Source organism: bacterium, from assembly GCA_035419245.1.
Classification (GTDB): Bacteria; Zhuqueibacterota; Zhuqueibacteria; order Residuimicrobiales; family Residuimicrobiaceae; genus JAKPUX01.
On the sequence record DAOLSP010000001.1, the window covers coordinates 106,260 to 124,391 of the forward strand.

12 protein-coding genes are annotated in these 18,132 nt (G+C 59.4%); 7 read left to right on the top strand and 5 right to left on the bottom strand.

Annotated features, from left to right (window positions below):
• Nucleotides 1-37: 37 nt before the first annotated feature.
• The 3 genes from PLH32_00465 to PLH32_00475 all read left to right on the top strand — a co-directional run bounded on the left by PLH32_00465 (nt 38) and on the right by PLH32_00475 (nt 3,422).
• The gene (locus tag PLH32_00465; GenBank protein ID HQJ63059.1) at nt 38-940 is read left to right on the top strand and encodes a cation diffusion facilitator family transporter; all 903 of its coding nucleotides are present in this window, start codon (nt 38-40) and stop codon (nt 938-940) included.
• A 142-nt stretch (nt 941-1,082) separates the two neighbouring features.
• Nucleotides 1,083-2,153 carry a cytochrome c peroxidase gene (locus PLH32_00470; GenBank protein HQJ63060.1) on the top strand — a complete coding sequence of 357 codons (1,071 nt, stop codon included), beginning with the start codon at nt 1,083-1,085 and terminating at the stop codon, nt 2,151-2,153.
• Between the two features lie 12 nt (nt 2,154-2,165).
• The gene (locus PLH32_00475) at nt 2,166-3,422 is read left to right on the top strand and encodes a hypothetical protein (GenBank protein HQJ63061.1); all 1,257 of its coding nucleotides are present in this window, start codon (nt 2,166-2,168) and stop codon (nt 3,420-3,422) included.
• 129 nt (nt 3,423-3,551) lie between these two features.
• On the opposite strand, the gene PLH32_00480 is transcribed toward PLH32_00475, so the two are convergent.
• Entirely contained in the window at nt 3,552-4,841 is a 1,290-nt protein-coding gene (locus PLH32_00480; GenBank protein HQJ63062.1) for a cytochrome c3 family protein, read from the bottom strand.
• 199 nt (nt 4,842-5,040) lie between these two features.
• Nucleotides 5,041-7,497: a sodium-translocating pyrophosphatase gene (locus PLH32_00485; protein ID HQJ63063.1), complete on the bottom strand. Its 2,457-nt coding sequence runs from the start codon at nt 7,495-7,497 to the stop codon at nt 5,041-5,043.
• A 255-nt stretch (nt 7,498-7,752) separates the two neighbouring features.
• Here PLH32_00485 and PLH32_00490 point away from each other — a divergent pair, with 255 nt between their 5' ends.
• The 4 genes from PLH32_00490 to PLH32_00505 all read left to right on the top strand — a co-directional run bounded on the left by PLH32_00490 (nt 7,753) and on the right by PLH32_00505 (nt 13,723).
• Nucleotides 7,753-8,088: a hypothetical protein gene (locus PLH32_00490; protein ID HQJ63064.1), complete on the top strand. Its 336-nt coding sequence runs from the start codon at nt 7,753-7,755 to the stop codon at nt 8,086-8,088.
• A 70-nt stretch (nt 8,089-8,158) separates the two neighbouring features.
• Entirely contained in the window at nt 8,159-9,409 is a 1,251-nt protein-coding gene (locus tag PLH32_00495; GenBank protein ID HQJ63065.1) for a TolC family protein, read from the top strand.
• 1 nt (nt 9,410) lies between these two features.
• Complete coding sequence (locus PLH32_00500; GenBank protein HQJ63066.1) at nt 9,411-10,613, top strand: efflux RND transporter periplasmic adaptor subunit; 1,203 nt, start codon at nt 9,411-9,413, stop codon at nt 10,611-10,613.
• A gap of 2 nt (nt 10,614-10,615) precedes the next feature.
• On the top strand, nt 10,616-13,723 hold the full coding sequence (locus tag PLH32_00505) for a CusA/CzcA family heavy metal efflux RND transporter (protein ID HQJ63067.1): 3,108 nt from the start codon (nt 10,616-10,618) through the stop codon (nt 13,721-13,723).
• Here the strand turns inward: PLH32_00505 and PLH32_00510 are convergent.
• The 3 genes from PLH32_00510 to PLH32_00520 form a co-directional block, all read right to left on the bottom strand.
• On the bottom strand, nt 13,712-14,761 hold the full coding sequence (locus PLH32_00510) for an aldose epimerase family protein (protein ID HQJ63068.1): 1,050 nt from the start codon (nt 14,759-14,761) through the stop codon (nt 13,712-13,714). The genes PLH32_00505 and PLH32_00510 overlap by 12 nt on opposite strands.
• 126 nt (nt 14,762-14,887) lie before the next feature.
• Nucleotides 14,888-16,369, bottom strand: coding sequence for a fucose isomerase (locus tag PLH32_00515; GenBank protein HQJ63069.1), 1,482 nt, complete (start codon nt 16,367-16,369; stop codon nt 14,888-14,890).
• 70 nt (nt 16,370-16,439) lie between these two features.
• Nucleotides 16,440-18,122, bottom strand: a complete 1,683-nt coding sequence (locus PLH32_00520) for a ribulokinase (protein ID HQJ63070.1) — start codon at nt 18,120-18,122, stop codon at nt 16,440-16,442.
• Nucleotides 18,123-18,132 lie beyond the last annotated feature (10 nt).

Genomic DNA, 18,132 nt, shown 5'->3' on the forward strand with positions numbered 1-18,132 from the left:
CGGTGCTGCCGACGTTGTTAAAAATCCTGGAGAACGAATGAAATCCAATCCATCCTTGACCCGGTACGCCTGGCTCTCCATTGCCGCGGCCGTTCTGACGATCTCGCTCAAGGTGACCGCCTACCTGCTGACAGGATCGGTCGGTCTGTTGTCGGATGCCATGGAATCCCTGGTCAATCTGGCGGCGGCCTTTATGGCCCTCGCCATGCTGACCGTCGCGTCCCGGCCTCCGGACGAATTGCATGCTTTTGGCCACTCCAAGGCGGAATACTTTGCGAGCGGCATGGAGGGGGCCCTGATCCTGCTGGCCGCGGGTATGATCGGCTGGACGGCGGTGCCCCGTCTCCTCGCACCGCAGCCGCTGGAGCAAATGGGCCTTGGTCTAGTGGTCTCCCTGGCCGCATCCACGGTCAATTTTGCAGTCGCTCGCATCCTCCTGGCCGCCGGGAAAAAACACCACTCCATTACCCTCGAGGCCGATGCCCGTCATCTCTTGACCGATGTCTGGACCTCCGCGGGTGTGCTGGCCGCCATCACCGCTGTAGCACTCACCGGCTGGGTACGTCTGGATCCCATTATCGCCTTGATCGTGGCCGCCAATATCATCTGGACCGGCATCCAGCTGCTGCGCCGTTCGGCGCTGGGATTGATGGACACCGCACTAGCGGAGAGCGAACAGGCGCTGGTCAGGCAAATCCTCGATAGTTATGCTGATAAGGAGGTACAGTATCATGCGCTCTGGACGCGTGAGGCGGGCGCACGCAAGTTCGTCTCCGTCCATATTCTGGTTCCTGCCTTATGGACCGTTCAGCAGGGGCATCAGCTGCTGGAGGAGATGGATCGAAGGATTCGGGAAGCCGTTCCTGGTATCTATATTTTTACCCACCTGGAACCTTTCAGCGATCCGGCCGCCTTTGAGGACATGAACCTGGATAGATAACCGCCTCCACAAGGTCGCGGACCGAATAGATAGTACAATAACGTCTATGGACTGGTACGGCAAACCCCTATTAATTTTAATATTTATTTTGATTATTAATAAATATACCTTATACTTAAGTACTTAAACAAAGGAGGAAATCATGACACGAAGCATGTGGCTTGTCATCTGTATCTTCCTGATCCTTCCCGTGCTGCTCCTCGCCCAGGAGCAAGTCGTTCCGCCTCTCACCGCCCTCAACATTCACGTCCTCGGCCCGCAAAAAATTGCCCCCTTGCCGCCGGTGGTGGTGCCGCCCGATAATCCCCAGACGGCCCTGAAGATCCAGTTGGGTAAACAGCTCTATTTTGACACCCGGCTGTCGCAGGACAACACCATCAGCTGCGCCACGTGCCACAATCCCGCTCTAGGATGGTCGGATGAGGGGCCAACCAGCCTGGGCATCAACGGGCAGCGCGGCGGCCGCCGTGCGCCCCCCGTTTCCAATGCCGCCTATCTTCCCCTCCAGTTCTGGGATGGCCGCGCACCCAGCCTCGAGGAGCAGGCAAAGGGTCCCATCGCCAATCCCGTTGAGATGGGCAATACCCATGAGGTGATGATTCGCACCGTGGATCATATCCCCGGCTACGTCGAGGAGTTCAAGACGGTCTTCGGAACCGACCACATCACTCTCGACCAGATCGCCCAGGCCATCGCCGCTTATGAGCGGACGGTTGTGACCACCGATTCGCCTTTCGACCGCTATGTCCGCGGCGACGACAGCGCCCTGACCCCTTTGGAAAAGGAGGGTCTTGCGGTCTTTAATGGTAAGGGACACTGCACCGCCTGCCATTGGGGCGGGAATTTCACCGATGGCCGGTTTCACAATCTCGGTGTTAAACCGGCCGCCTCAGGCAAGGAGGACCTCGGCCGTTACGAGATCACCAAAAATAAACAGGACAAAGGGGCCTTTAAAACGCCGACCGTGCGTGATGCCGCCCGCCGGCCGCCCTATCTGCACGATGGCTCGGAGAAATCCCTTGAAAGTCTGGTCGAGTTCTACAATCGCGGCGGCGATGTCCGTTCTGCCACCCTCGATCCGCTGTTGGTGCCCCTCGGTCTGACGCAGCATGAAAAGAAAGCCCTGGTCGCCTTCATGGCCCGGGCTATGAACAGCACGAATCCGGAAGTGGCCGCGGTCAAGCCCCCGGCTGCTGCTGAAATGCCCAAATAGAAGGAGATCCCTATGCTGCGAATAAAATGGTTCCTGATTCTCCTGGCGAGCCTCTTTCTGATCCCCGGCGAAGGGAGCGCCATCCCGGCCTTTGCTAAGAAGTATGGCTTTAACTGCAACATGTGCCATACCGCTTTCGCCAAGCTGAACGATTTCGGCCAGCGCTACCGTGACAACGGCTATCAAATTCCCGGGCAGGTTGGCGGCGAAAAAAACATCTTTGAAACCCCGCCACCCATCGCCCTACGGGCCATGACCGGCGTGACCCTCTATGACGGCCCGGATGGCACGACCAGCGGCTTCAATATCTTTGGCTTCGATCTGCTGGCCGCCGGGATGCTGCACAAGGACGTCTCTTTCCTGCTCATCTACACCCCGCGCATCGATGAGCCGGCAGGGAGCTGGCAGGGTCCGGAGAATGGCGCCAATCCCGGCCAAATGGGCGCACTCGAGGCGGTCAACCTGGTTTTCAGCAATGTCATCCAGGATGTCCTAAACTTCCGCGTCGGGAAATTCGAGCCGGGGTACCACCCTTTCAGCTCGAAACGCAAGTACCAGCTCTTCACGCCGTACGAGGTTTACGCCTTCACTGCGCCCTTCCAGAGCTACAATTTTGACGACAACCAGATCGGCATGGAGGCTTCCGGCCATTTCCGCAGCGGCCTCAAATACAGTCTCGGCCTGCTCAACGGGACGGGCGCCAATCCCGATAACAACACCGCCAAAGACCTCTACGGCGCGCTCTCGCAGACCTTCGGCAAGGGAGACGGCCAGAGCGCCGGCCAGCGCATCGGACTGTTCGGCTACTACGGCTGGCAGCCCGCCAAAATCACCAACAGCCTGATCGCACCAACAGGCGAGACGGCTGGGAGTGATAATGCGGCTTTTTACCGCTTCGGCGTGGATGCCAGCTTGAACTGGCAGACCCTGAATCTCCAGGCGCTCTACATGCTCGGCCAGGATGATAAAAAGCTCAATGCGCTCGACCACACCCAGGCCTTCAAATACAGCGGCGGCCTGGTGCAGCTGGATTGGGCGGGACTGGCCAACAATCGTCTGGTGGCCTCCGCGCTCTACAACTGGGTAGAACCGCCCGATTACAACCTCGCAAACAAGGTGAATACCATCGCCCTGCTGACGCGCTACTACCTCGGCGACTGGTCGGCGGTCAATGTCTCCCTGCATGCGGAATTCCAGCACCGGCAGACGGGGGAGCTGCGCAAGGTGAAGGAAAACCTCGGGGCCCTGGCTTTGGATTTTGCTTTCTAGGCGGGAAGCTAACCGCATGCCGGTGCCCTGGCACCCATAAAAAAGGATGCTGCTCGGAGTTCATTCCGCAGCAGCATCCCTGCCTGAATCCTGAGAGGGATGTCTGGAAAAGACATCCCTTTTTTTATTTTACCGGTTCTTCCACTGATATTTATGCGGCCACTTGGTCGTCTCTGATGGCGTCGCAGTATGGCAGATGTTGCAGGCGGTTTTCTGGTCCGGATTCGCGCCGCCGTGTTTCCCGCCGAACTCGCCGATATCGCCAGATTCTCCCTTGGACCCCTGATGACAAACACCGCAGCTGCCGATGGTCTTGGCCTTGCCCTGGTATTGCATGGCCTGGTAATTGTCCGATGCCTGGGTTGAAGGCACCATGGCATGGGGACTTGAATGGCAGCTCGCGCAGTAGACATTACCATGACCCATGGCATTGCGATAGAGGGTGGTGCCGGTATCCACCTGCGGCACGCCGGCATGGCAGGTGGCGCATTTGGGTTCATTAACCCAGGGAATCCGGCCGGTCGCGATGGTGTTGGCTACATTGTTCATGTCACCATGACAACTGGTGCAGTTACCGTCCGCCATGGTGTGCGCCTTGCTGCGGTTGCAGGAGGTTTTCTCTCCGGGATGGCAGTCGTAGCAGGCGGCGCCGCGGGTGGCATGCGACTTGTGGATGGTTTTTGACAAATAATTGCCGGAGGACGAAACCATACCGAGCGCGGGACTGGTATGGCAGCGAGCACACAGGACCGGCTTGCTGTTTTGCAGCGTTGTACCATGCAAGCTGTCATGCTTCTTCAGAATATCGGCAAAGGCATTAGAACCATGACATTTGGCACAGTTGATCTCATCGGACGTGGGCGTGGTGGTGCGGGTTTGCGCGACCACCGTACCACCCGCGTTCTTGACCGTTATTTCAGCCACCTGAAAAGGATTCCAGACGCCGCCATCATCGACGGGGGTCAGCGGGATGCCGTCCACTTCGAAATGATCGTTCCGGTCCACCATCTCCCCGGCCAGTCCGTTGTGCAAATCGGGATCGACGAGGTTCAAGCCCTTGTCCTGCTGTAGATCCAGGCCGAATAGCTTTTTGGCGTTGTCCCAGAACTGGCCGAAGCTGCGCTTGCTATAGGAATGCGTGTTATCGATGATCCGGTACTGCGCGGTCAGGCCGGTGGTGACGATCTGCGGCGGATTGCCGCGTCTGATCACCTGAGCCCAGACGGTGTTATAGGGCGGTAGAATCACCGCCTGATCATACTGGGGATTGAGGCAGTGCATGCCCAGATCGTTCCAGGCGAAAACCACATACTGAGCGGTGTCCGGGATCGCCTTGTTGGCTTCAGTGGGCGAAGTACCGCACCTCAAACCGAACAACAACCCTAATCCGGCCGTGACCAGCATCCATCTTCCTACCATACACGCGATCTCCTGAAAAAGTCCATTTGATTGCTTGGACGGTTTGACCCTGTTCAAAGCAGTATACTCATTCGGCGGCTGAATTACAAGCGGTAATGAGAATATTATACGCACATCGTTGTAAAACCCAACAGGCCAAACATACAAAAAAGGGAACGCCTTGCGGGCGTTCCCTTTTGGGGACTACCTGGACTAACGGTCAGACGGCTTCGAGCGGAATACGCATCTTGTAGAACGAGCGCCAGACGAAGACCAGGCCGATGATAAAGATCGGCAGGGCGATGTAGGGCGCGTAATTGGTGCCGCCGGTGGTGTTGGCGTGTGCGGCCATCTCGATGGCGATCTCGGTGGCCAACAGGCCGAAGAGAGTCGAGAATTTGATGATCGGATTCAGCGAGACCGAAGAGGTGTCTTTGAAGGGGTCCCCGACCGTATCGCCGATGACCGTCGCGGCATGCAGCGGCGTGTTCTTCTCGCCGAGATCGACCTCGACCAGTTTTTTGGCATTGTCCCAGGCGCCGCCGGTATTGGCCATATAGATGGCCTGGAAAAGACCGAAGCAGGCGATGGAGATCAGATAGGCGACAAAAAAGTTGGGATTCACAAACGCGAAGGCCAAGGTCAGCGACATCAGAGCAATGAAGATGTTCCACATGCCCTTTTGAGCATACTGGGTGCAGATCTTGACCACCGTCTTGGAATCCTCGATGTCCGCCTCGGACTTGCTCAGATCCATGTTGCGCTTGATGAACTCCACCGCACGGTAGGCACCGGTGGTGACCGCCTGCATCGAGGCGCCGCTGAACCAGTAGATCACCGAGCCGCCGGTGATCAAGCCGAGCAGGATCGGTGCATCCGTCAGCGACACGTGCAGCATGTTCTTGCTCTGCAGCAGCAGGATGATCGAAAAGATCATCGTCGTTGCGCCCACCACCGCAGTACCGATCAGCACCGGCTTGGCGGTCGCCTTGAAGGTATTGCCGGCGGAGTCATTGGCCTCGAGATAGTGCTTGCCCTCTTCAAAATTGGGCTCGAAACCGTACTCCTTCTTGATCTCTTCCTTAACGCCGGGGATGCTCTCGGTCTGCGCCAGCTCAAAGATCGACTGGGCGTTGTCGGTCACCGGGCCGTAGCTGTCGACGGCGATGTTGACCGGCCCCATACAGAGAAAGCCGAAAGCGACCAGGCCGAAGGCGAAGATCGAGGGATAATTGATCACCTCCAGCGGGATATAGTGGCTGGTGAGGGTGGCGATGGCCATCAGGCCGGTGATCAGCATGCCCTTGTAAAAGGCGCTGAAATTGCCAGCGACGATGCCGGAGAGAATTGTCAGCGAGGCGCCTCCTTCGCGGGAGGCGGTGACGATTTCGTTGACATGCTTGGATTTGGAGCTGGTGAAGATTTTGGTGAACTCGGGGATCAGCACGGCGGCCAGGGTGCCGCAGCTGATGATCAGGGCCAGCTGCCACCAGACATGGGGCATGGGGGTCATGATACCGTCCTTGATCACCTGGAGATCGCCGATCAGCAGGTAGCTCATGACAAACGAGGTGGTGATGCAGAGGCTGGCGGCAATCCAGATCAGGCGCATCAGCGGCTCTTCAAAATCGAACTCTTTCTTGCCTTTGTACTTGGCTGTGGAGATCGCTTGATTGACAAAATAGGAGAGTCCCGAACAGAAATCCATCAAAAAGCGCATGGCGAAGATCCAGACGATCAGTTTACCCTGGATGGCCTCCTTGACCTCAATGCTGGGGCTCATCACCGCCAGGGTGATAAAGGAGATCAGGGCGACGCCGGTGACGCCGTAGGTCTCGAAACCGTCGGCGGTCGGGCCGACACTGTCGCCGGCATTGTCGCCAGTGCAGTCGGCAATGACGCCGGGATTGCGCGGGTCATCTTCCTTGACCTTGAAGACGATCTTCATCAGGTCCGAGCCAATATCGGCGATCTTGGTGAAGATGCCGCCGGCGATACGCAGGGCCGAGGCGCCGAGGGATTCGCCGATGGCGAAACCAAGGAAGCAGTATCCGACAATATTGCGCGGCACAAAGAGGAGGATGACCACCATCATCACCAGCTCGAGGGAGATCAGGAAAAGTCCGACGCTCATGCCGGCGCGCAGCGGGATATTGACGACATCCCAGGGCTTGCCGCGCAGTGAGGCGAAGGCGGTGCGCGAGTTGGCGAAGGTATTGATACGGATGCCGTACCAGGCGACCGCATAGGAACCGCCGATGCCGATGACCGCAAAGAGCAGAACCAGCAGCAGCGTAGTCAGCGTCTCACCTTTGAGGACCAGGAAATAAAAGAGCATGGCCGTGGCGATGAAGGTGAAGAGCATCATCAGGAATTTGCCCTGCTGGATCAGGTAGGTGCGGCAGGTCTGAAAAATGGTCTCGGCTACTCTCGCCATGGACGAATGCACCTGGAGGCCTTTGATCTGGTGGCGCAGGTAAAGACTGATGCCGAGAGTTCCGGTGATCACCAGAGCGCCATAGAATAGCAGGTTCCAGGGGGTGATCCCGCCCAGCTTGGTATAGGGTGCACCCTTGTGCAGATCGGGGATGGCCAGATCCGCCTCACTGGCCAGGACCGGAAGGGTGTACAGTACCAGCATGAAGAGCAGGAGGAAAAATGCGGTGAATCTTTTCATATCTCTCCTTTATACATGGTTGATTGATAACGCAGTTTGGCCCTTTTATAGAACTTCTGCGCCCGGCCGGGAACCCAGGTCCCGCCAATTCATCTTTAAAATTAGCATTAATTTATCAATATTAGCTGTCAATCACAAACATTTTTTGCAGCGCCAACCACGCTGTAAAATACAGCACCGCGTTTTTACTTGCATCTTTGCAGGAGAATCCTTATCATTATCCCTAATTCCTTTCCGGCCCATCCCTGAAAAGGTATGTCCACCATGTCCAGGCTGCCGCAAATACCTACCCTCTTGTTGCTCGCCGGCTTTTGTTTGCTCTTTTGCCATAGCGAGCTGCACCTGGAGCATTGCGGACAAACCGATCATCACACGGCCCATGACTATTGCCAGCTGGTTAAAGCCGCCCGCGTCGCCTGGCCTGACTCCCTGCAGAAGTTCAGCCGAATTCAGTGGATCGGGCTCTCCCTGACCCTCTCTTCCTGCACAAGCCTTGGTGCCGAATGCCCCGCTGAAATCGTCTGTGGAGGGTTACTCCAGCCCTCCCCCGGGATGAACCTCCCTCTCTGCGAGCACCCGCTGCGCATCTAACGTCCCTCCATACCCTTTCCCTGCGTCATCCCGTCAAGGGAGCAAACCGTCCACTTCATCAGGAACCGGTATGAAAAAGATACTCTGTTTTCTTTTAATTTGCATTGGCGTGGCCAGCGCCCAGGAGGTAATCAGCCTGGAGCAGGCGATGAACCTGGCGCTCCGCTGCAATCCCGAGCTGCAACAGGCGCGGCAGGTGCGCCATGCGGCCGCCGGACGCTTTTGGAGCGGCATTGCACTGCCGCAGCCCGAACTCTCCTTCAGCTATGAATATGTGCCGCGCAACAAATCCCTGGCCAGTTTCGGCGAGCGTGCCTTCGAGGTGGCGCAGGAGATCGACTTTCCGGCCGTCTACTTGCTGCGCGGCCGGATCTTGCATGCGGAAACTGCCACCGCCGACATGGAGCTCCGCCGCAATGCGCTGGCCCTGCTCGCCGAGGTACAGCGCCGCTATTGGGAGGTCAAAGCATGCGAAGCACAGCTGGCGATCGCACAAGCGAATTACGAGTTGGCCGGGGAGTTCAGCCGCAAGGCGGCTGTTCGGCAGGAGGCCGGGGAGGGGAGTCTTCTGGAAAAGATGACCGCCGAAGTGCAGCGCACGCAGGCGCAGAATAGCCTGGAAACGGCCCATAATGACCGCAGCGCCGCACTGGCGCAACTTCTTCTACTCCTGGGGCAGGAGGGCCGCAGCGGCGATCGGATACTGAGCGACAGTCTGGCCTTTACACCGGCAAGCCTGACCCTCGAAGGGATCGAGGCGGCCGCACAACGGCAGAATCCTGAATTGCGGCTGGCGGCGATCAACGTCGGCGCCCTGCACAGCAAACGGAGCCTTTCCTGGTCATCGCTGCTGCCCGGATTCCGGCTGGCCTGGTCGCGGCAGGCCCTGGAGGGCGGCGGCAACGACTATTACGGGGCCACATTCAGCGCCTCGCTGCCGCTCTGGTTCATGTTCGACCAGCGCGGCCGCATTCAGGAGGCCGCGGCGGAACTGCGCAGCGGAGAATTCGCGCAAGCCGCGACGCGGAATGCCTTGATCACCCGGCTGCGTACTGCCTGGCTCGAACTGGCCAATCAGGAGCGGCAGGTCAGGCTCTACCAGGCTGAACTACTGCCTCAGGCCGAGGAAATTTGCCGCACAGCGGTGGTCAGTTATGACGCCGGCGAGATCGGCTACCTTGAGCTGCTGCAGTCCCGACAGACGTTGGCCGGGGTCAAGGCCGGCTATATCGATGCCCTGCTCGGCTATCACCGGGCGGCCATCGCACTCAATGAACTCACCGGCACCGTTCCGGCAGGCATCCAACTCTTCGAGGACTAGAATGAGAACAGGTATTTTGAGCATCGCAGCTCTCGGGCTGCTCTTCCTCGCCGGCTGCGATAGTGAAAACAAGGGCGGCGCGGAGCAGGGGGAAGCGGTGAACCCGGCCAAAGCGGTGGAGCAGTCTACGCCTGCCAACCGCGTCATCCTGCATCCGGCATCGATCCGTGAGATCGGCCTGGAGGTGGTGGAGGTGCGGGAAAGCCTCATCGCCGGGAGCGTCACCGCACCCGCGGTGCTGACCGCCAGCCAGGATTTCGAAGCCCTGGTCGGGACCCTCGTGCCCGGGCGCGTTAGCCGGGTCTTCGTCCGCCTCGGCGATCATGTCCGCAAGGGCGAGCCGCTGATGGAGATCGAGGGACTTGAGATCGGCGAGATCAAGGCCCGCTATATCCAGGCCAAAGCGCAGCATGATTTTGCCGCCGCAAATCTCGAACGGCAAAAAATCCTGGCCGGCGAGAATATTGGCAGCCGAAAATCGCTCCAGGAGGCGCAGGCCGCCTATGATCAGGCCCTCGCCGGATTCGAGGCGGAAGACCGGCGCATTCACTCGGCAGGATTGAGCGATGCCGAGGTGCTCGGCAGCAGCGAGAATAACCCCGGCACCGACCACACCGCCGGCACCCTCGTCATTCGCTCCCCGATCGACGGCACCATCGTCGAGCGCAATGTAGTCATCGGCCAGCCGGTCGACGAAGCGGCCACTGCCTTCCGCGTGCTCAACAATGCCGTGCTCTGGGCCGATGGCCATCTCTTCGAGAAAGACATCGCCGGCCTTGCCGGCAAGCCGGAGGTGACCATCACCACGACCGCCTACCCTGGTGAACGCTTCACCGGACGGATCACCTACATCGGCGCGGTCGTCGATCCACAAACGCGCAGCGTGCAGATCCGGGCGGAAATCCGCAATCCGGACCTGCGGTTGAAAAGCGGGATGTTCGCCGAAATGACCATCCCGGTGCACACCGCCCATAAGGGTCTGGTAGTCCCGGCCGAATCCCTGCTGCGCGAACAGGGGGCCACGTTTCTCTTCGTCGCCCGCGATGACACCACCTTCGAGTTGCTGCAGGTCGAACCCGGCATCAGCAGCGGTGAGGCCGTCGAGATCCTCCGCGGCTTGCAGGCCGGCGAACGAGTGGCCGGCAAGGGCAGCTTTTATCTGAAATCGGAATGGAAAAAAGGTGAATTCGCGGAGGAAGAGTAACCATGCTTGAGCGCATCATCACGCTGGCGCTGCAGCGGCGGGGGATGGCGATCCTCCTTGCCCTGCTGATCACCGGGTTCGGCCTCTACGCCGCCATAACCCTGCCGATCGATGCTTTCCCCGATGTCACCAACAACCAGGTCGAAGTCGTCAGCCACGCCGATGGCCTCTCCGCGGTCGAGATCGAGCGATCAGTCACCTTCCCGGTGGAGATGGCGATGCGCGGCATCCCCAAGGTCAAGGAACTGCGCTCGGTGACCAAATTCGGGCTCTCGATCGTCACCATCATTTTTGAGGATGATGTCGATATCTATTTCGCCAGGCAGTTGGTTTTCGAACGGCTCACCGAGGCGCGGGAGGCCGTGCCGCCCGGTGTCGAGATTTCCATGGGCCCGATCGCTACGGTGATGGGCGAGATCTATCAGTTCACTCTGGAGGGACCGATACCGCAGGAGCCGGCGGCGCAAAAGGCGTATCTGACCGAGCTGAGGACGCTGGAGGAGTGGGTGATCAACCCCCTGCTCAAGAGCGTGCCCGGGGTCAACGAGATCAACTCCTATGGCGGATACTTCAAGCAGTACCAGGTGATCGTCCAGCCGGAATTGCTGGTCAAGTATGGTCTCACCATCGCCGATGTTTTTGCAGCCATAGAAAACAACAATCAGAACGCGGGCGGCAGCATCATCGAGAAGTATGCCACACAATACATCGTCCGCAGTGTCGGACTGATTGGAACGACCGCCGATATCGGCGATATCGTCCTGAAGGCGCGGATGGGGACGCCTATATATCTGCGTGAAGTCGCGGAGGTACGGATCGGCGTCGCGACCCGCCAGGGAGCCGCTCTGATCAACGGCGGGCAGGAGACCGTGGGCGGAATCGTCATGATGCTGCGCGGCGAGAACAGCCGCGAGGTGGTGCGCCGCGTTAAGGCCAAGGTGGCCGAGATCAACAGCGGCGGCATTTTGCCCAAGGGCATCCGCATCGTCCCCTATTACGACCGCTCCGACATCGTCACGGCCAGCGTCGGCACCGTCACCCGCGCCCTAGTCGAAGGGGCCGTGCTGGTCATGGTCATCCTCTTTCTCCTGTTGCGCAGCCTGCGCGGTTCACTGGTCGTGCTGCTCGCCCTGCCGCTCTCGCTGCTCTTGACCTTCATCGCAATGAAATACATCGGGCTGGATGCCAATCTGATGTCCCTGGGCGGACTGGCCATTTCGATCGGCATGATCATCGACGCGACCATCATCCAGGTCGAGAACGTTCAGCGTCATCTCAGCCGCCCGGGCGTCGACACTCAGTCCAGGTTCGCGGTCGTCCTACAATCGGTACTGGAGGTGCGCAAGCCCAGCATCTTTGGCGAACTGATCATCACCATCACCTTTGTGCCGATCCTGGCTCTGGAGGGGATCGAGGGCAAGATGTTCACGCCGCTGGCGCTCACGGTGGTGATTGCGCTGCTGGCCTCGCTGCTGCTCTCGATCTTTGTCATCCCGGTCCTGTGCGGGCTCTTGCTCCGGGTGCGGCCGGAGAAGGAGAGCCCCGTGATGGCGCAAGCCAACCGCTTCTACCGCCGCCTCCTCGCCTGGAGCACAAGCAAGCCCAGACTTGTTGCTGGCACAGCGGTGGCGCTGCTGACGGCCTCGCTGCTGCTCATTCCTTTGCTCGGGACCGAGTTCATCCCGATCATGGATGAAGGGGCCTTTGACATGGATGTGGCCCTGCTGCCGGGTGTCTCGCTTGACAAGGCGATCGAGGTCAACCGCATGGTCGGTGAGAAACTGAAAGCGTTCCCCGAACTAGGAACGGTAGTCGGCCGGATCGGCCAGACTGGCGTGGCCCTCGACGCGCGCGGGGTGGACAAGACCGGTTACGTCGGCATCCTCAAGCCTAAACGCGAGTGGCCGCGGGATGTCAGCCGCGAAGAGCTGACCGCGGAAATGCGCGCGGCGATCGAGACCATCCCCGGCATCGCCTTCGGCTTCAGCCAACCGATCCAGTGCCGCATCGACGAGATCGTGGCCGGCACCCGGGCGCAGCTGATCATCAAACTGTTCGGCGAGGATCTGGAGCTCCTCAAGAGCAAGGCGGATGAGATCGCCCGGGCAGTAGCGTCGCTGCAAGGCACGACCGACCTTCAGGTCGAAAAGATCTCCGGTCAGCCATACCTGACGATCGCCATCGATCGCGCGCGCATCGCGCGCTACGGGATCAACATCAGCGAGGTGCAGGATGTCATCGAGACCGCGATTGCAGGAAAATCCGCCTCAACCCTGTATGAAGAGAGCCGGAGTTTCGATATTGTCGTGCGCCTCCCCGAGGGACGGCGGGACACGCCGGATCTGATCGGCAATATCCTCGTCCGTTCGCCGGAGGGCGCGGACATCCCGCTGGCGCAGCTGGCGGAGATCACCCTGACCGAGGGTCCAGCACAGATCAGCCGCGAGAACGGCCTGCGTCGCATCGGTATCGAAATGAATGTGACGGGAAGAGATATGGGCGGATTTGTCGATGAGGCGGCGCGGGTGATCAAAAAGAAAGTCGCGCTGCCACCCGGCTATTATCTCCAATGGGGTGGACAGTTCGCGAATCAGCGGCGGGCGATGAACCGGTTGCTGCTGATCTGGCCCCTGGCCACGGGCGCGATCTTTCTCCTGCTCTTCATCAGCCTGCGCTCGTTCCGGCTGGTGCTGCTGATCATGGCCATTCTTCCTTTCGCGCTCATCGGCGGCGTTGTAGCGCTCTTTCTTTCGGGGCAGTATCTCTCCGTCCCGGCCTCGATCGGATTCATTGTGCTTTTCGGGGTGGCGGTGCTGAATGGTCTGGTGCTGGTCTCCCACATCGACCAGCTGTATGGGGAGGGAATGGCGCTGGCGGAGGCGATCCGGCAGGGCGCCCGTGACCGGCTGCGCCCGGTGCTCATGACCGCCTCCATCGCCATTTTCAGCCTGATTCCGATGCTTTTTGCAACAGGGACCGGCAGTGAGATCCAGAAACCTCTGGCCATCGTGGTCGTAGGCGGGTTGATCACCTCGACCCTACTGACCTTGATCGTCCTGCCGGCCGTCTATCCCTGGTTTGCTGAGAAAAGGCCTTCCTCAACGCACTGAGAACTTGTAGATGGTCTGCGTCTGGTAGGTTTCGCCGGGATTCAGCACCGTAGTCGGAAAGTCCGGGTGATTGGGCGAATCCGGATAATGCTGGGTCTCCATACAGAATCCACTCCGATAGGCGTAGACCTGGCCGCCCTTGCCGGTCAGGGTGCCGTCGAGAAAATTGCCGGTGTAAAATTGCATGCCCGGCTCAACGGTAAGGACCTCGAGAACCCGGCCCGTGGTACGTTCATAGACCTCAGCCACCTTGCGCAGTGTGCCCATGGCGCCGTTGAGGACCCAGTTGTGATCGTAGCCGCCGCCCAGCTTGAGCTGCTCGTTGTCGGCGTTAATGCGGGCGCCGATGGCCGTGGGGGTGCGGAAATCGAAAGGGGTGCCGGCGACAGGCGCCAGCTCCCCGGTGGGAATCAGACCGGCATCCACCGGCGTATAGAGGTCGGCATCGATCCGGACCTCGTGATCGAGGATGGTGCCCGTGCCGGCGAGGTTGAAATAGGTGTGGTTGGTGAGATTGACGATGGTCTTTTTATCGGTGCTGGCCCGATAGTCGATCACCAGCTGATTGTCGTCGGTCAGGGTATAGGTCACCGTCACGGAGAGGTTGCCAGGATAGCCTTCCTCACCATCCTTGCTCAGATAGGTCAAGGTTAGGCTGGGCACGCCCGGTTTGATGGGAGCGGCAGTCCAGAGCACCTTGTCGAAGCCCTTGATCCCGCCGTGGAGATGGTTGACGCCGTTATTGCAGGCCAGGGTGTAGGTTTGGCCATCGAGGGTGAAACGGCCCTTGGCAATGCGGTTGCCATAACGGCCGATCAATGCGCCGAAGAAGGGCACCTTGTCGGTATAGCCGGCCAGGGTGTCAAAGCCATGCACCACGTCGCCCATCTTGCCGTTGCGGTCGGGCACGAGGATCGAGGTGATGATGCCGCCATAGGGGGTTATCTTGACAGTGGTGCCCTGCGCATTTTTCAGGGTATAGAGTTCGACCGTTTCGCCAGTCGTCGTCTTGCCAAAGGGAGCCGATGATATCGCCATTTCCTTTACCTCGGTATTTTTTTTGCAGCCGGTGGCCGGGAGCAGCACGAACAGGGCCGCTGCCAGCACGATAATGAATTTCAACGCGTTTTTCATCTTGATTCCTTCCTTGACTATCCCGCCATCTCAGGCAAAGGGATTTTCCGTTGGATAATAATTGCCCCGGGGCTGATTAAAGCCGATGTCCGCGACGCCCAGCATGCGCATAGCGGCGAAGAGTGCCTTGCCCACATGGGCGAACGCCACCGCCGTGTGATGCGGATAGCGCTTTTCGATCAGAACATGGCGATAGAACCGCCCCATTTCGCGGATCGCAAAGACACCGATGCTGCCAAAGGACTGCGGATCGATGTTGAGCACCTCGCCTTGGGCGATGTAGGATTTCAGCTGGGTATCGGCCGTGGACTGGAGCCGGAAAATGGTGACATGGCCCGGGATGATCTGGCCTTCGATCGTGCCGCGGGTGATGTCGGGCTCCTTGCCGGGTTCCTGGAGACGGTGCATGATGAGCTGATATTTCATCTTGGGCTTGACCAGACAGGCGGAGGGGGTGTTGCCGCAGTGGAACCCCATAAAGAGGTCGGTCTGGGCATAGTCACCGATGAGGGTCCGGTGGGCCTCGTACATGTCCTTCGGGACGGTGTTGTTGATGTCGAGGACGACCGGTGGCAGCAGCGTCGCGCAGGCGGCGATGTACTCGCTCAGGGCTCCGTAAATGTCGACCTCGCAAGCGATGGGCACGCCCTCGGCGGCGAGGCGGGAATTGATGTAGCAGGGCACATGACCGAAATACTTCTCAAAGGCCGGCCAGCACTTGTTGGCAAAGATGCCGTAGCGGCTGGCGCCCAGGTTGGCGTCCATGAAGCGGCGCATGGCCACTTCGTACTGCGCCAGTTTGTTGAGCATGCCGGGGTAGGTATTGCCTTCGCCCAGTTCCTCGGCCATGGCGCGGCTGATCTCCGGCACCATCGGATCGTCCTTGGCGGCCTGGCAGATGTCATAGAGATCGAGTTCACTGTTCTCCATAATCTCGACGCCGATGTCATAGAGCGGCTTGATCGGGGCGTTGCAGGCGAGAAAATCCTGTGGCCGCGGACCAAAGGAGAAGATCTTGAGGTGCTTCAGGCCGACGAGAATCCGCGCGACCGGCAGGAACTCCTGGATCATTGCCGCCACTTCATCTGGGGTACCTACAGGATATTCGGGGACATAGGGGCGGAGCTTGCGCAGCCCCATATTGTACGAGTTGTTGAGCATACCGCAATAGGCATCGCCGCGGCCGTCGAACAGGTCCTTGCCGGTTTCTTCAGCCGCAGCGGCGACCATCACCGGTCCGTCAAAATGCTGGGCGAGGATGGTGGTTGGACCCTCCGGGCCAAAGTTGCCCAGGTAGATCATCAGGGCGTTGCATTCGCTCTTGCGCAGCTCCTCAAGAGCCTGGAGGGCATGGATTTCGTTCTCGATGATCGTCGGTATCTCCAGCACCGGCAGATTCAACGCGGTGCAAGCCTCGATCAATTTGGCGCGCCGTAAACGCGAGAGTTCGATGGGAAAGCAATCACGACTCACCGCAACAAGACCCAGTTTTATTTTCGGGACATTTCTCATCTATCGTACTCCTTTTGCCTGGCGTATTGTGCATTCTGCCAAGGCTCCGGGTCGGGAGCCTTGGCAGGGATCATTCAGTAAAATCGTGTTCAATAAACCGGCAGATCTTTTGATAGCGCTGATAGATCCGCCGGTATTTCACGGCATTTTCAGGGTTGGGGGTGTAGATGGTCTCAAAACCGCTTCCCATCGCCCTTTGCGCCCGTTCCAGGTCCGGATAGAGCCCAGCCGCGGCCGCCGCCGCCATCGCCGAGCCCAAGGCGCAGGCCTGCTCCGACGCCGCAACCTTGATCGGCATATCCAGCACATCGGCCATGACTTGCATGATAAAGGGCGATTTCTTGGCCACGCCGCCGATGCCAATGACGCCATGGATCGCGACGCCCTCCTCGACAAAACGGTCGACGATGGCCTTGGCGCCGAAGGCGGTCGCCTCAACCAGCGCCCGGAAAATACGCGGTGCATCCGAGCCGAGGTTGAGCCCGGCGATAGCCCCCTTGAGGGCCTGATTGGCATCCGGCGTCCGTCGCCCGTTCATCCAGTCCACGGCGATGACCCCCGATTCTTCGATGGGAACCGCCGCCGCGGCATCCGAAAGAGCCGGAATCAGGGCCTCAGCCGCCTGGCCGATCAGGGTGTCGCGCACTGCGACCTCTCCGGGAAAAAACGCCGCACCGAGGTTCTCCAGCGGCCACATCAACACCTGTTTGAACCAGGCGTAGATATCCCCAAAAGCGGACTGACCGGCTTCGAGTCCCAGCTGCCCGGGCAGGATTGAACCATCAACCTGCCCGCAAATTCCGGCAACGAGGTGTTCCTCACCCGCAGTTTCGGGCGTGGTGATCATATCACAGGTGGAAGTGCCCATCACCTTTACCAGCATGTGCGGCTCGATCTGTGCGCCGACGGCACCAAAATGGGCATCAAAGGCCCCGATGCCGACGGTCACCCCGACGGGCAAGCCGAGGCGTTGCGCCCATTCCGGCGTCAGCGTCCCCGCGGCCTGATCGCCGGTCCAGGTATCACGATAAAGCCGATCGCGCAAGCCGGAGAGCAGGGGATCAAGACGGACTAAAAAGTCCTCGGAAGGCAAGCCACCCCACGATTCATGCCACATCGCTTTGTGTCCGGCGGCGCAGCGGCTGCGTCTCCAGGTCAGCGGATCGGTCATCCCGGTCAGCAGCGCCGGAATCCAGTCACAGTGTTCGACCCACGACCAGGCGGCTTCCCGCACAGCTGCATCTTCGCGCAGCACATGCAGGATCTTGGACCAGAACCATTCCGAGGAATAGATTCCGCCCTCGAACCGCGTATAATCGACGCCGCCCCAGCTTTTGGCGAGACGGTTGATCTCTTCGGCTTCACGGATGCCGGTGTGGTCCTTCCAGAGGATGAACATGGCATTGGGATTTTCTGCAAAGCCCGGATCAAGCGCCAGAGGTACGCCCCGGCGATCAACCGCGCAGGGCGTGGATCCCGTGGTATCAACGGAGATACCCTTCACTTGCGCCGCTGTCCCCTCCGGAGCTTTGGCCAGCGCCCCGCGTACCGTCGCTTCGAGTCCTTCGATATAATCGAGAGGATGCTGGCGAAAGCGGTTTGCCGCAGGATCGCAGTAAAGCCCTTTTTTCCAGCGCGGGTAATAAAAGACTTCGCTCGCCACTTCGGCGCCGTCCGAAGCCCGGACCACCAGAGCCCGAACCGAGTCTGTGCCGTAATCCAGCCCGATGACGCAGTCCTTTGCCGTATTCATGCGTATCCTC